The sequence below is a fragment of the Flavobacterium sp. genome, from assembly GCF_017985075.1.
In the GTDB taxonomy this organism is placed as follows: Bacteria; Bacteroidota; Bacteroidia; order Flavobacteriales; family Flavobacteriaceae; genus Flavobacterium.
Genome location: NZ_JAGNYF010000001.1, coordinates 123,514 through 137,988 on the forward strand (window position 1 = coordinate 123,514; position 14,475 = coordinate 137,988).

11 protein-coding genes are annotated in these 14,475 nt (G+C 29.1%); 5 read left to right on the forward strand and 6 right to left on the reverse strand.

All coding sequences use genetic code 11. The features are described from left to right. The first annotated feature begins 10 nt into the window (after window positions 1–10). Genes KA468_RS00545 through KA468_RS00565 form a run of 5 tightly spaced genes read left to right on the forward strand, consistent with a single transcriptional unit; the run spans window position 11 to window position 9,479 of the window. The gene (locus tag KA468_RS00545) at window positions 11–229 is read left to right on the forward strand and encodes a hypothetical protein (protein ID WP_291241005.1); all 219 of its coding nucleotides are present in this window, start codon (window positions 11–13) and stop codon (window positions 227–229) included. After that, on the forward strand, window positions 230–4,366 hold the full coding sequence (locus tag KA468_RS00550; RefSeq protein ID WP_291241006.1) for a tetratricopeptide repeat protein: 4,137 nt from the start codon (window positions 230–232) through the stop codon (window positions 4,364–4,366). Window positions 4,367–4,382: 16 nt separating this feature from the next. Then, complete coding sequence (locus tag KA468_RS00555) at window positions 4,383–7,106, forward strand: leucine-rich repeat domain-containing protein (RefSeq protein ID WP_291241007.1); 2,724 nt, start codon at window positions 4,383–4,385, stop codon at window positions 7,104–7,106. After that, window positions 7,103–8,260 (forward strand): AAA family ATPase, encoded by a 1,158-nt coding sequence (locus tag KA468_RS00560; protein ID WP_291241008.1) that lies wholly within the window; start codon window positions 7,103–7,105, stop codon window positions 8,258–8,260. The genes KA468_RS00555 and KA468_RS00560 overlap by 4 nt, the downstream gene beginning before the upstream one ends. Window position 8,261: 1 nt before the next feature. After that, on the forward strand, window positions 8,262–9,479 hold the full coding sequence (locus tag KA468_RS00565; protein WP_291241009.1) for a VWA-like domain-containing protein: 1,218 nt from the start codon (window positions 8,262–8,264) through the stop codon (window positions 9,477–9,479). A gap of 10 nt (window positions 9,480–9,489) precedes the next feature. On the opposite strand, the gene KA468_RS00570 is transcribed toward KA468_RS00565, so the two are convergent. From KA468_RS00570 to KA468_RS00595, 6 genes are read right to left on the reverse strand one after another with little or no spacing between them, the layout of a single operon-like run. Continuing rightward, window positions 9,490–10,125, reverse strand: coding sequence for a hypothetical protein (locus tag KA468_RS00570; RefSeq protein ID WP_291241010.1), 636 nt, complete (start codon window positions 10,123–10,125; stop codon window positions 9,490–9,492). 26 nt (window positions 10,126–10,151) lie between these two features. Next, window positions 10,152–10,643, reverse strand: coding sequence for a hypothetical protein (locus KA468_RS00575; protein ID WP_291241011.1), 492 nt, complete (start codon window positions 10,641–10,643; stop codon window positions 10,152–10,154). A gap of 9 nt (window positions 10,644–10,652) precedes the next feature. Beyond that, window positions 10,653–11,003: a hypothetical protein gene (locus KA468_RS00580; RefSeq protein WP_291241012.1), complete on the reverse strand. Its 351-nt coding sequence runs from the start codon at window positions 11,001–11,003 to the stop codon at window positions 10,653–10,655. A 36-nt stretch (window positions 11,004–11,039) separates the two neighbouring features. Then, complete coding sequence (locus tag KA468_RS00585; protein WP_291241013.1) at window positions 11,040–11,546, reverse strand: DUF350 domain-containing protein; 507 nt, start codon at window positions 11,544–11,546, stop codon at window positions 11,040–11,042. 8 nt (window positions 11,547–11,554) lie between these two features. After that, window positions 11,555–13,147: a hypothetical protein gene (locus KA468_RS00590; protein ID WP_291241014.1), complete on the reverse strand. Its 1,593-nt coding sequence runs from the start codon at window positions 13,145–13,147 to the stop codon at window positions 11,555–11,557. A 7-nt stretch (window positions 13,148–13,154) separates the two neighbouring features. Continuing rightward, window positions 13,155–14,474 carry an OmpA family protein gene (locus KA468_RS00595; protein WP_291241015.1) on the reverse strand — a complete coding sequence of 440 codons (1,320 nt, stop codon included), beginning with the start codon at window positions 14,472–14,474 and terminating at the stop codon, window positions 13,155–13,157. Between the last annotated feature and the right edge of the window lies 1 nt (window position 14,475).

Sequence of the window (14,475 nt, forward strand, 5' to 3'; positions counted from 1 at the left end):
AAATACTCAAATGATAAAAAATTATAAAGTAATGCCTTTAGGTATTAAGATAGATGAGAAAGCTAGTGCGTCTGATGTAGCAAAAAAACTGCAAGATTTTATCAATGCAAATTCTGGAAATAAGTCAGAATTTATAAAATTTGAAACTGTTCCCGTAAAAGTTATCAATAGTGTTGATGGTGCTCAAACTTCAAAAGAGTATACAGTTTGTATTTTTAAAGAGTTATAAATGAGTTTCAATTGTCAAACCCCATCTTGCGCTATTGCAATTTCTAAAGCTGAGTTTCCAGTAGCGATAAATTGTCCTGTATGTCAAACACCACTTTCGGAAGTTGTTGATTCTTTATCACAAGAAGATATAGCTTTAATTGATTCACTTCCTTATGTTATTGCTTATCCATTACAACAGACACTTTTAGAAAAAAACGCATCTCAACGGTTGAATTTTTTGAGAGATACTTTTTTGAATTACCTCAAATATTTAGGATTGCTGACCGCCTCTGAATTCTTCAATAGTCCTTTTAAAGATCGAAAAATAGTAGATTTATTTTTACAAAATTTAGCGCAACCTTCTTTCGGTTCTTGGAATGCTTTTACTAGAGAATGCTTATTATATTTAAAAACTCAAAAGCATGTTTTTTTCTGTCCTGATTTATTGGAATATTATGATACCGTTGAAACAGGCAAAAAAAGAAAAATATATAATGGGGAAATAGAGGTAATTGATTCTTATAATGGTGGAGAAATTAAACAAATAAAGCAAACCGCTACTGGGATTGGTATGCTTATTAATTTTAGAAATCGCTATTTAGGTCATGGATTAACTTTGGATTCGGTAATTTCTGAAAACTTATGGAATGACTATTTTCCTATTTTTAGAACATTATTAGAGCAACTTACTTTTAGTGAAAAGTTTCCAATGTTGAAACAAGAAGCAACAGTTTATTTTTCCTTACAAGGAATCGAAATAAAACCATTTGAAACCAATATCACTATTGATTCTAATGTTTCTATTTACAATAGAGATACTAATGCAAGTATGCCTATTATCCCGTTTTTTATTATTCCTGGTGAATTAGCTATTGAAAGTTATGAAAAAGCCAATATTATGTCTTATGAATCTAATAACGGTAAAACTATTACTTTTTTTAGTCCTGAAGGCATAATAAAGCAAACTTCGGGAAAACTATTAGAACGGCTTAATTTATTGTTGCGAGATAAACAAAAAGAAATTCCTTTTACTCCTGAAACTTTTACAAAAGAGGTATTTGTAGAACGCATCGCCGAAGAAAATAAATTAATGTTGAAATCATTACTTAATGAAAAAAAAGTAATCGAAGGAATTTACCAATATCGGGAAGAGATGGAAATCAAATTGCGCGAATGGATTGGTGCTCGTGCCAATATCTTTTTTATTGCAGCTGAGGCTGGTAGTGGAAAAACCAATTTGTTAGTTGAAATGCAAAAGCAATATGTAGAACGTAATTTAACAAGTTTGTTAATTCGTGCTTCGCGCATGGAAAAATCCTCTTTAAAAGAAGAATTATGTTTCCAATTGAATATGGATTATTCTTTGGATATAGCAAGATATACTGCATTGGCCGGAACGCAATTCGAACCTTCTTTTATTTTGATAGATGGATTAAATGAATCCTCAAATGCAGAAGCTTTTTGGCAAGAAATTCTTGAAATTTCTAGTGCTTTCGAACCAGGATGTCTTAAGTTTGTTATTACTAACAGAGCCAATACAAGAACAGATTTAGACCGCTATGTTATTACCGAAGACCAAATGCAATATATCTATGGTGAAAACAAAGGTCATGAAGCCAGAATAAGTGCTTTTACTTTTTGGTTAACGCCTCTAGATATGAAGGAAATGGAGAGTGCATGGGATAGTTACGTTACAAAAGATAAAAATCGTTTCAAACCATTATTTTCATTTAATGACATTGCCACTTTTGATAGAGGATTATACCTGCAAATTAACAACCCTTTGGTTTTGCGTATTTTCTTAGAAACGTATAAAGGTAAAAACCTTCCCAAAAAAGGCACGAAACACTTACACGTTTGGAAAGACTGGTTCGCAACCTTCTCAATTGAAGAACAAAAATTTATGACTCTTTTAGCGGATGCTGTTTGGGAACAAGGCGAAAATGAATTGTTGTTGGATACGGTATTAAACAATAAAAACTTACAACTATATTTTCTAAATGATACTACTAATGCTCCATATCAACGTTTATTAACTTTAGGTTGGATAAGCCGATATATAAAAGATTTAACAGTTTATGTGAGTTTTACCGTAGAAGGGCTTTTATTGTATTTATTAGGCACAAAATTAAACCAACTAAATCCGATACTTACAACAGTTGCAATTGATGAAATATTAGCAAAAGGAACCAAACTACAAAAATCTGCGATTGAATCTTTTTTATGCGAACAAGCCTTAGAAGGTAAAATTGATTTGATTGCACAATTAATAGATGAAGGAAAAGAAAAGTTAGACTTGTGTGTAACTCCTTTATTGTATTTTTTGAAGTCTCAAGGTGTAGAAAAAACTGTTGATAAGCTTTTAGAGAATCCTACCGAGAATGATTGGGTCTTATTAGAATTATTAAGAAAAGAAATAAAAAAAAATCAACTGCATAATTTACAGATTCAATTTGACAAACATATTTATAAAATTGAAGGTATTGGCTTTTTTAGTCAAGACTTGATAAAATTATCTTGTTTAGAGTTATATGACGCTGAATTTAAACTTTCAGAAATTGAGAATATATTATTGCAGAAAACATTTTATAATTATCTCGAAATTGATAAAAAAAAATACCTATTTTACCTTATAGATTTAGTTTGTGTAATTTCACCTAAAACTGCAATTGAAATTTATAATGAATATTTAAAAAATCAAGTGAATGAATATATTTCACTAGAATATTTAAAGCTATTACAAAATATTGGGCAGGCATATTATAAATTGCCAAATAATATTGATTATGCTTTAGAAAACTTTATTAAAGGTAACGAGTTATTAGGTGATAAAAAAGGGTTTGACTATCAAATTCAAAAATTAGAATTTTTAAATAGTATTGCTTGTTGTAAACTTCAAAAAAAGGAATTTATTGAAAGCGAAATTATTTTTAAAAATGCAATCGATTACACAAATAAATTTTTAGGACACAATCATTTTCTTTTTATAATGATTTATTCGAATTATGCAGAGTTATTACGATTACTGAATAGATTTAGTGAATCGGAAAAACTATTATTGAAATGCTTAGATATAGCCAAAGAAGTTGTTCCAAAAGATAGTATATCTTTTATGAATATATATTCCAGTTTAGGGTGGAATTATATTGCACAAGTTAATTTTGAAAGTGCTATAGAATGTTTTAAAAAATGCATAGTTATAAATAGTAAATTATTTGGTGAAAAAAGCATAAACACAGCAAATTCTTATAACAATTTAGGAGTTGCTTTTCAACACTATCAAAATTCAGAAAATGCTTTAGAAAATTATTTAAAAGCAACTGAAATATATAAGTTAAATAATTTTGAAAATCCAACGTCAATAGCTAATGTGGGTTCAATTTTTTTTGATAAAGAAGAATATGAACTTGCTTTAAGTTATTTTGAGATGGCAAATCACATTCAGCCAAATAATTCTTTGACAATACGTAAAATGGGACTTGTTTACTTTGCCAAAAATGAAATTGAAAATGCATTAAAATTTTTTAATGAAAGTGAAAAAATATTACTAGAGATACAAAATGACTCAGCCAAATTAGAACTGGCATATTTATATTCAAATTATGCTTTAATTTTTGAAGAGCTTGAAGATTTCAATAAGTGTATAGAATATTGCAATAAATGTATAGATATTTATTCAACTATATTTGATGACTTTCATGAATATGTTAATTCAACCGTTTATAATCTGGGAAGGTATTATTATTTAAATGATGATTTTGAGAATGCTATTATTAACTATCAGAAATTACTCTTTATTCAATTAAAAAATTTAGGTACAGAGAATGATGAGGTGGCGACTTCAAATTTTAATATTGGTAATTGTTATATGGCTTTATTTGATTATGAAGAGGCATTAAAATTTTATAAAAAAGCATTTGAAAAATTAAAAAAAGGAGGGGTTTCATTTCAAATAGCCAAATGTTACGAAGAACTCAATCAACCAAACGAATCACTAGATTATTACATTCAATCAGCAGAAATTAGAAAAGATGACCAAGATATTGGTATAGAACACGAAGCAACTCAAGAAGCCATAACAAATGCAAATCGTTTAGCTAAAGAGCTAGGTAATGAAGATGAGTTACCCGATTGGATGAAATTATATAAACATTAAATATTGAATAAAAAAAATGAGCACAAACTATAAAATCAGTCAATTACGAGATTTGTTTAACGATTGGGAAACCGGTTTGGACCAAGCAGTAACACTAATACCCTTATTTCCAATAGAAGTTATTAATGAATACTGGTCTATGGGTTGGATACAAAATCCAGCTAATCCAGATGACAGATGGAAATCCGATTGGATTAGAGCCGTATTAATGGCTTTTTCTTCTGAAGGAAGTTTGCCAAATGAAGCAAAAAAACAGGATAGAATAAGGCATAGAAAAGAAAAATCTTACTATGATTCTACAGATAAATTTGACCAACTTTCACTAACTTCAGATTGGAACCATTTATCAGATCAATTACTACATGATATTATTAAAAATTTAGGGGTTACAAAACTTGAATTTAAAAGTATTGAACTTTTTGAAAGATATCTGAGACAACCTGCCGATGTATTTGAAATTTCAGTATTTTTCAATATTTATAATAATGCTCCAACTTCAATAAAGGACAATGACCTTGCTAAAACAATTTCTGAGCGAATTCCTAGAGGGTTAGAAAGCTTCAATTTATCTATTGATGATAATTATAAAATTAATTTTTCTGAAAACGCACTTTCTGAATTAAAAAACCTAAAATCATTTACCTTCGAGAGTAATTCTAATAATGGTGTACTAAATTTTTCAAACAATTTACTCCTTGAAGAGATTACTATTAAATTGAAAAGTAAAGAAGATAACATTACTATTAAAGGGCTTAATAATTGCTCACAATTAAGAAGTATAACTATTGATGGAGAATCAAAAGGTAGTAATATTATTGAACCTATAGAAATTGACAAGTTACCCAATTTAGTGTCTTTCAATATTTCAAATGCAATACATCTAGGAGATATCAAAGGGATTATTAAAAATGAACTTAATTTAAATAATTTTTATAATAGTGGTGATGGTGTAGAGGGAATAAAACATATTGATGTAGAATTATGTCCTAGTATTGATTACAATACCAATGAAGTAGAATTAAACGGTGTTTTAGATTTAGAAACTTTAAAAATTAAAGGAGAGGCAAATGATGTAGAACTTATTATGCTTCCAAAATTAGTAGAACTCAATATTAATTTGGTTGGAGATGGGAGGTCCATTTATATAGATTCTTCAATAGAATTAAATTCAAAACCTCAAATTGCTGCTAATAAATTAGCCTTATTATCTTTAATAAATTATAAAAACAAAGAGTTTCCATTAGTTGCTGTTAATGCAATAGGTGATAGACCTCACCGTCATTTTTATAGTGATGTCTATCAAAGTACAAAAGAGGAACGCTTATTTATAAATATTGATAAATCATCACTTGAAACTTTAGATGGAATTGAAAAAATAAAATGTGATACCGTTTTAATTTTAAATGCGAACAACGAACTTAAAAAACTATTTAAAGACCCAAATATTCGTTGCGAAAGCGTTAAAAAATTACTTATCACCAATTCAACAATAACAAATCTGGAAGGGATACATCAGTTCCCAAATATTACTGAATTGGTGTTAAACGATTTGAATCAACTCGAAAACATTAACGGTTTAGAAAATTTAACACAACTTAAAACTATCGATTTAACTAATTGTAGCTTAATTACTTCTTTAGAACCATTAGTAAATTTGTCAACGATAACCGACATGAAATTATCAGGATGTTTGGCTATAAAGCCAAAACCAAAGCGATTAAATCTTTCGGGAATGCAAGTTTTTGATGAGCTAAATAGGCACAATAAATCAAAACCTAAAAAAAATGAAGCTAATTCTGGTGTCTCCATCAGTAAAATAATTGACTTTTTTAAAGCAGCAGACGCAGATAGCATCAATCAAGGTTTTATGTTATTAAGTCTATGCAATCCAGAGGAATTAAACCGATTATATAATTCTGTTGACTATAATGAAAGGGATGGAAAATTAGTTTTTACTTATCTGCCAAAATCAATACTAGAAGATGAAAATAATGCTAGACTAATCAGTTTACTTCTATTATTTGAAGCTCCTGAAGAATCTTTGGCTGGACAATTTAGAAATAAAATTGAAGCTTTGTTTTTGAATTGTGATGTTGAAGTGAAGAAGGCCAAAATTTCTTTAGGTTCGGAAAACAATATTGATTTTACTCCTTATATAAATTCTATTGGAAAGTTTTCAAAATTTAAAAAATTAAAACAAATTCAAATTGAAGAATTTGCTTCTTTCGATTTTATAGATATGACTGAGGTTCCATCAATTGTAGATATTCATATTTCAAATATTAAAGAGATAATGAATTTTGATAGTATGGCTATTAACAAAAACCTCGTTAAATTGACAATTCAAGAACAATATTATGTCGGCCAATCTGCTGCCAATGCAACACACCTTCTTGATGTTGCTTTTTCAAGTAACTTTGCGAGTTTAGAGTATCTAAAATTAAATCTAAATTGCAATTCTATTACTGGCTTAGAACTTTTAGTAAACTGCAATGATTTAAGATTAATTATCCACGCTGCATTAAATAGGCTTACCTTAAATAGTTCTATGAAAAAATTGGAATATATCTATCTAAAAGGTTGGTTTTATTCTGTTGAAAATATTGAACAACTATCAAAATTAACGAAATTAGATATAACGCAAGCATTTTTACATGAACCAAAATTTCTTATTAAATTACTATCTAACGAAGACTTTGTTTTAAATAATGGAATTTTAGAAAATACAAAATTATCATGAGTACAACTAACCAAGAAGGATGCCTAGGCGCTCGATTAGGTGGAGCTGAAATGCAAAGAGTTTTAAATCAACTTTTTGAAGCCAACCTAGCATTAGAGGAAAAAACGGGGAAACGTCCAACGCCAATTTGTATTTGGGGAACCCATGGTATGGGTAAAACTCAAATTGCGATGGATATTGCCAAATCTAAAAAATGGAAAATTGCCTATTGTGCTCCGGCGCAATTTGAAGAAATGGGTGATTTACATGGATTACCATTCAAAATAGACCCAGACCCAACTAAAATTGGAGACGAACGAACTGCCTATATGCCACCAGATTGGGTGCCTACAGATGAAGGTCCTGGAATATTATTATTAGACGATATGAATCGTGCCGATGATAGAATTCTAAGGGGAACGATGCAGTTATTACAAAATTTTGAAATGTTTTCTTGGTCGTTGCCACCAAAATGGCAAATTATTGCTACAGCAAATCCAGATAGTGGCGATTATTCGGTTACACCAATGGATGACGCAATGCTAACAAGAATGTTGCACCTGACATTAAATTTTGATGTTAAATCGTGGGCAGAATGGGCAATAAAAAATGGAATTGATGGAAGAGGAGTCGATTTTATTTTAACTTATCCAGAAGTAATCACTTTCAGACGAACTACCCCTAGGTCATTGGTTCAATTTTTCGGTCAAATACATACAATTCCTGATTTAGCAGCGTCGATTGATTTGGTATCAATTATTGCATCTAGCTGTTTGGACGATGAAACAGTAACTAGTTTTATTACATTTATTCAAAGTGCGCTTACAAAAATTCCAAATCCATCGATAATATTAAACGCTGAAAAACCAGATGATTTTATAGCTATTGTAAATGAATTAGCAACAGGAGATGGAGGATTTAAGAGAATAGATTTAGTAAATACTTTGTGCACTAGAATTACTATTGAACTTAAAAATTCAGATTTTACACCGCACAAAAATTTAGCAACTAACTTAACATCTTTCCTTTTAATGGATATAATTCCTGGCGATTTAAGATTTGCTTTGCATCGTGATTTATCTGGAATTGGAAGTAGTAATTTGCCTTCATCAAAAGGGGTATTAGAAGCATGCAAAAATCCTAAAGTTGGAGAAGCAATTGTAAAGATGATTTAATATGCCAAAGGAAATCGATAATCAAATAATAAATAAAGCAAATGATGCTGTTGCAAAAGCTGGTGTAGAGTTATTACGAAAAGAGCCTTTTTATGCACATGTATTATCCGGATTGTCGAGAATAGTTACTGAAGAAATACCAACTATGGCTGTTTCTTACAAAAATGATGGATTTTGTTTATGGATAAATCCTATATTTACAATAAAAGAATTATCCGACAAAGAACGAATTGCAGTATTAAAACATGAACTGTTACATTTAGTTTTCAAACATTTATTTAGAGGAAGAGGAATTGATAGAGAATTAGAAAACATTGCTGCTGATTTAGTAGTTAATCAATATGTAAGTCCATGGCCTTTACCTCAAGGAGCACTATTGTTAACTAGTTTCCCAGATTTAGATTTACTACCAGAACAAACTTTTGAATGGTATTATGAAAAATTAAGAAAATTAAGAAGTTCAAATGCGGCAGAAAAACACCCAAAAAGTAAAAGTACCTTAGATTCAATTGAAACAAATAAAAATTCTAGAGGTAATCATGATTTGTGGGGTGCTGAAAAAAAAGATGGACAAAACACCAATGAAAAAGTACTTGATGTTGCAATAAAAAAATTAATTGGTCAAGCTTTACAAAAATCTGGGACTAAAAACATTGGAAGTTTACCTCTAGAAATTCAAAGAGAATTAACCAGGCTAAATGAAAAACCAAAAGTATCTTGGAAAAGAATACTTCGTATATTTTCAAATTCATGTGGTAAAACCAAATTAGAATCAACAAGACGAAAAGAAAGCACTCGCTTTCCTGGGAACCCAGGAACCAAAATAAAGCGACTTCAACATATTGCAGTTGCCATTGACACCTCGGGCTCTATAGATGAAAAAACTTTGCAGTTATTTTGGAATGAAATAATTGGTATTCAAAAAGCAGGTGCCAAAATCACCATTATTGAATGTGATTGTCAAATTCACAAAGTTTGGGAATTAAATAGAAAATCCACACTTCCTGAACTTAAAGGCGGAGGAGGTACCAATTTTGACCCAGTGATTACTTGGTTAAATAAAAACAGAAATTTAGGGATAGGAGGATGTGTGTATTTCACAGATGGTTATGCAACAAAACCAACAATAAAACCAAATTGTTCAATATTATGGACATTATATGGCGCAGCTGAAGACACATCGCATTTAACTCCTGGTAAAGTGATAAGGATTGAGTAAAATTAATTTCTTAAACTATATGCAAAATATATGCAACTATCAATAAGACAAGTAAAGAAATACTTAAGTTTTTCAAGTTTAAATATTTACCAGGTTGAATACCTTCAAATTTCGCTTTGGGAAAATTCTTAATAATTGATTTATAAATTTGAGTAACATAAGAATCTAAAGAACTTGTATGCAAATTTATTTCTAATTCTTCATTTTTTTCATTTTTAAATAAAACTACATAATCTGTTGCTTCAGATTGTATTGTGAGGCGGTCACTTTTTACTTTTTTAATAGAAATAAAATTTGGTGCCTCAATAGATAAAGTTTTCCCTTCGTTATTTATATAAATGATATTGTCCTTACCAATTTGAATTTCACAATTTCTATTTTTGAAAGTAGTATAAATTCTACTAGCCCAAGTAATAATAAATATAATTGTCATAAACCAACCATACCATGGAATATCTTTTATATAATACAATTGAGCTATAATTAATATCCCGATTAACCCAATTTGAAAAAACTCATAAAAGAAGTGTCTGTTCAAAATTAAAACATAACCTTTTCGTGTTCCATTAAAATAATAATTGTCTAATAGATAATCGACAATTAAATAAACATTGACAAATAATAATATTATGATAAGGGTTTCCATGGTAGTTATTTATTAATTTATTTTTTTTACCAACTAGTCGAAAAAGGCCAATAAATCGAATTTAGTTGTTCTAAAATCTTAATTGGAAATTTTGGTGTAGTATAAAATGTAGTGTCCTTTATTTCTTCATTTTCAAAGTTTAAAATAAAACAATCTTCCTCGTCGCTATACAGAAGATATTTATTAATTATTGTTTGAAATTCTTTAAAAACTTCCTTATCCATTTCGTCAAGTTCTATTGAAACTTCATTGATTTCTTCATTGAAATGTTCGTACTCCCAATCTGTAGGAAAAGAAGAATAGGCTCTATTAATTTTGGAGGTATTAGGGTTGGAACCATACTTTACATAAGAACATTCTTCTTGACAACCTCCACCAGAATAACCAATCACAACAACATAGTGACGAAAGGAATTTGAATCTGGTAAAAATTTTCTTTTATAACCTGCAAAAATTCTTAAATTTCGAATGGATTGATTTTCTATACAATCATTTGAATATTGAATTAGAAATTCCATTTAATAATATTAAATATTAGATAGGTAAGAATCCTGTTTGCCAACTTCTTGTTCGATCCATTCTGAATCTTCATCATACCAATATCCTTTTCTTATATGGGTTGAATGGTCATAAACTATTACATATAATTCTGTTTCATTTGCAAAATCATATAATTCATCCCAAAACGAAAAATCATTTAATGATAAATCTTTGTAGTAAAACAACAAAGAATATCCAGCTTCTGGATCTGATTCATCTTCATTTACAATTGTTGTTTTATCGGGAGTGCCTATAGTACCCTCAATAAATTCTGTACATTGTGTTTCTAAATCTTCTTGGCCTGGCCAAAAAATATTAAAGTCAAGTGTAATTGCCATAATTGTTTTTTGATGTTTAATTATTTTATTTAGTTATTAATAAAACTTAGGTATTGCAGGGTAAGGAATAAGTGTTTCGCAAAGCGCCCCTACGTATTCATCAACTATTATTGATAAGCCTAAAATTATTGCTATTGTAATCAATGATATTCCTATATTGTTTTTTCGAATTTCTTCTCCTTCATTTACTTTGGTAAGTTGAAACAATACTAATAATCCCGAGCCAATCACTAAAATGGTACAAAAAAGTCCAATCAACACAAACATCGTTATGTATCCAAAAGAACTAATTATTGATTGTGATGTAAAATTATTATCAGGATTTAAAAAACGCATGGCATTTAATGCAGGACTTATAATTGCAGATAATATAAAAGCACCCGAAATTACTATTCCAGTTTGAAAAATGGCAAATGATGTGTTTTCTTCTTCTATTTTGTAAAAACGTTTCATTAAAAATGTAATTACTTTAAAAAGTATAAATAACGAGCCAATACCTATCCCAAAGGCTAATAAAAATTGAATAATACTAATAGTCTTCATAATTAAATTTATTTAAAATTGTTAAAATATAATGCGATATCCCAATTTGACATATCTCTTTGTTGAGGTGAAATAACACCTAAACGAAATCCTTTACTTGTTAATTCTACTCCGTAATGATTTAATCCATTAACGCTTTTAGATACTCCATTTCCAACAGGAAGTCCAACGCCTAAGATACTATGCCCATAAGCTTGACTAACCCATACAGAAGCAGAGATATTCATTTTCTTTAATATTGCATATCCCAAAAGACTTCTAGTATCACAATCGCCTTTTAAGTTGTGTAAAAATTCATAAGGTGATTGTACGCCTCCAGGAATATTAGGTAAACAAGGTTTTTTATCTTGATGGTAAGTTACAATAAAAGAATCTTCTTTATCTGAATGCATTACCTGTTCGCAACTATTTTGATGTACCAATACATAAGGGATTTCTTGAATAAAAGCAACTACCATTTCAGCGGTTTGAATTTGGTTTAACTTTTTATCCGTTGCTTTTTTAACCAAAACCTTTACTATAGAGTCGATTTTTTTATTATCAAATTCTTCAAGATTACTATATAATTTATTAAAATAGGAAATTGGGTTTTTTGATGTTTTACTATATAGATTATCAACTTTACTATGATTTTTTTGAGTTTCAAAAAACGATTTTACAGTTGTAATATATTTTAACCCATACTTATTTGTAATGAAATCATACCAATTTATTTCTTTTTCAATTTCATAATCCGGGTCATCAAAGTTGGAATCATCCGTTTTTACTTGTTTTGGAGGACTTATTTTAATTGTACCATCTTTTTTTGGAATAGTGGGATCTATCAGCGAACCTTTATTTGAAAACAAGGTTGCTAAAAACATCAAAAATACAGCGCCAAAAATTAAATTAAATGCTGTTTTTAAAAATCTATTGGTTAAAAATCTTGATATTAACCAACCAATAGCTCCAAAAAGCGCAAAATAGAAATATTGATGTAAAAATAACCAAAAGAAACTTAAAAGAAACAACCAAAAAAAGATACCAAAAATCTTAGATAACCAATTTCTAGAAACAGTTGGAAATGTGGTTGAAATAGTACTTGGTGCTACATTTATTTTTTCAATAGAATTTACTACATCTTCTACAAATGTAGAAGTATATTCTATTGTAGCATTATCTTCAATTTTTTCAGATCGATTTGTGCCAATTGTTAAAGTAGGTGTTACGATAGGTTTAATTACAGGTTGTTTAATCTTAAAATATATAGTACCAGTTAACTCAATAAAATCTTTTTTTATGTAACCTTGGCCAGTACCATCCATTTTGAAATCTTTAACAATCACTTCATGTAATTCACCTTCAAAGAAATGTTCTTCAGTAACAGGTATAAAGATATCTGGCGAATTTCTTCTCCAAAAATTTTTAGAATTTATTTGTTTATTATAATAAAAATCTCCAATTTTTTCTTTTTCAACATCATATTCATTTATAGCTACAATATCTGTAATTTTAATATATGACCAATTAAAATTATAAAAGTTATGTTTCCCTAGACTAAGAACTAAATCTTTAGTATTAGAAATACCAGTAAAATTACCTTTAAAACATTTGTAGTTCATACTTCTATTAATTTTTTCTAGTTCTTTTATTTGTCTCTTTTACTTTTTCAGTTTCAGAAAGTCGAAGTTCAACACGACGATTCATAGCTCTGCCTTCAGGTGTGTCATTTGAAGTTTTTGGTTCCGACTCGCCTTTACCAATTGCTTTGATTCTATTTCCATCAACTCCTCCTTTTATTAGGTACTGACGAACACTTTCTGCGCGTGCTTGTGAAAGTTGTTGATTAACCTGGTCATCACCTAAATTATCTGTATGTCCGATAATTTCAGCTTTTACATCTTTATTTTCTAATAAGTGTTTTGTTAATTTATTTAATTCTTCTTTAGATGAATCCAATAACTTCGCTTTTGCTTGTTCAAATTGAACATTTGGCAAGCTTACTACACTTACTTTAGTCTTTGTAGTTTTATCTTCGTAAATGATAGTATCATTTTTGATAATGGTATCAATTTTAGCTTTATTCACTTCAATATAAACCGTATCATGAATTACTTTCGTATCAGTTATAGTTTGTTGTCTATTTTCATTACATTTTCCTAATAGTAAACACCATATTAACCAAAATAAAAATCCTAAGGCTAGTAAAAGGGATAAACATCCACATCCAAACTGAGAACAACCGCTACTGGTGCAACCAGTTGGTAACATTGAATTAAAACAACCCGCATTTGTAGGTGCATCATTAATTAAATTCTTTTTAAAAACTTTAGAGGAAAAACTATTAATTAAGCTTTTTATTTTAGAGTTTATACCAAAAATTAAATTGACCAAAGGTTGGAAAATAGTCACTAACCATTTCATGCAGCCACTATTTTCTGATAAATTTATTTCAGAATCATTAAGCTTATTTAGGAAACTGTCTGGTTTTTTAATAATTTCATTATTATTTTCATCAAATTGTTTTATTACTTTGCAATACGCTATCCCACTTATTTTTCCATGTTGATTCCCTGGTTGTGTGGATAAAAAGTTTTGTCCTTTTAAATTATTATTATTTAAAGTTGCTTCAAAATCACTAATAAATAAATTTTCATTTTCGTCTTTTAGGATTAATAAGATTTCAGATGCGAAATATCGAGCATCTTTTTCCGTTTTAGATTTAAAAAAGCATTCTATAGGATATAATTCTCCAAGTTGATGAATAAATGAGGCTGAATCAGGAAGTTCAGAAATAGGAAAAATTGCTGCCTTTTCCACTTCAGTTAATCTAAATCGCTCTTCTAATTTAATTCTAGAAAACTTATAAGTAGAACTAAGTGATTGTTTATCTGCATCAACGAATTGACACTCTAAATGTCCCTTGTATATGGTAATTTCTTCTCTCAAT

Bases quoted from the DNA above. Each gene is read 5' to 3' on its own strand.
- KA468_RS00545 (WP_291241005.1), top strand. From the start codon at position 11: ATGATAAAAAATTATAAAGTAATGCCTTTAGGTATTAAGATAGATGAG.
- KA468_RS00550 (WP_291241006.1), top strand. From the start codon at position 230: ATGAGTTTCAATTGTCAAACCCCATCTTGCGCTATTGCAATTTCTAAA.
- KA468_RS00555 (WP_291241007.1), top strand. From the start codon at position 4,383: ATGAGCACAAACTATAAAATCAGTCAATTACGAGATTTGTTTAACGAT.
- KA468_RS00560 (WP_291241008.1), top strand. From the start codon at position 7,103: ATGAGTACAACTAACCAAGAAGGATGCCTAGGCGCTCGATTAGGTGGA.
- KA468_RS00565 (WP_291241009.1), top strand. From the start codon at position 8,262: ATGCCAAAGGAAATCGATAATCAAATAATAAATAAAGCAAATGATGCT.
- KA468_RS00570 (WP_291241010.1), bottom strand. From the start codon at position 10,125: ATGGAAACCCTTATCATAATATTATTATTTGTCAATGTTTATTTAATT.
- KA468_RS00575 (WP_291241011.1), bottom strand. From the start codon at position 10,643: ATGGAATTTCTAATTCAATATTCAAATGATTGTATAGAAAATCAATCC.
- KA468_RS00580 (WP_291241012.1), bottom strand. From the start codon at position 11,003: ATGGCAATTACACTTGACTTTAATATTTTTTGGCCAGGCCAAGAAGAT.
- KA468_RS00585 (WP_291241013.1), bottom strand. From the start codon at position 11,546: ATGAAGACTATTAGTATTATTCAATTTTTATTAGCCTTTGGGATAGGT.
- KA468_RS00590 (WP_291241014.1), bottom strand. From the start codon at position 13,147: ATGAACTACAAATGTTTTAAAGGTAATTTTACTGGTATTTCTAATACT.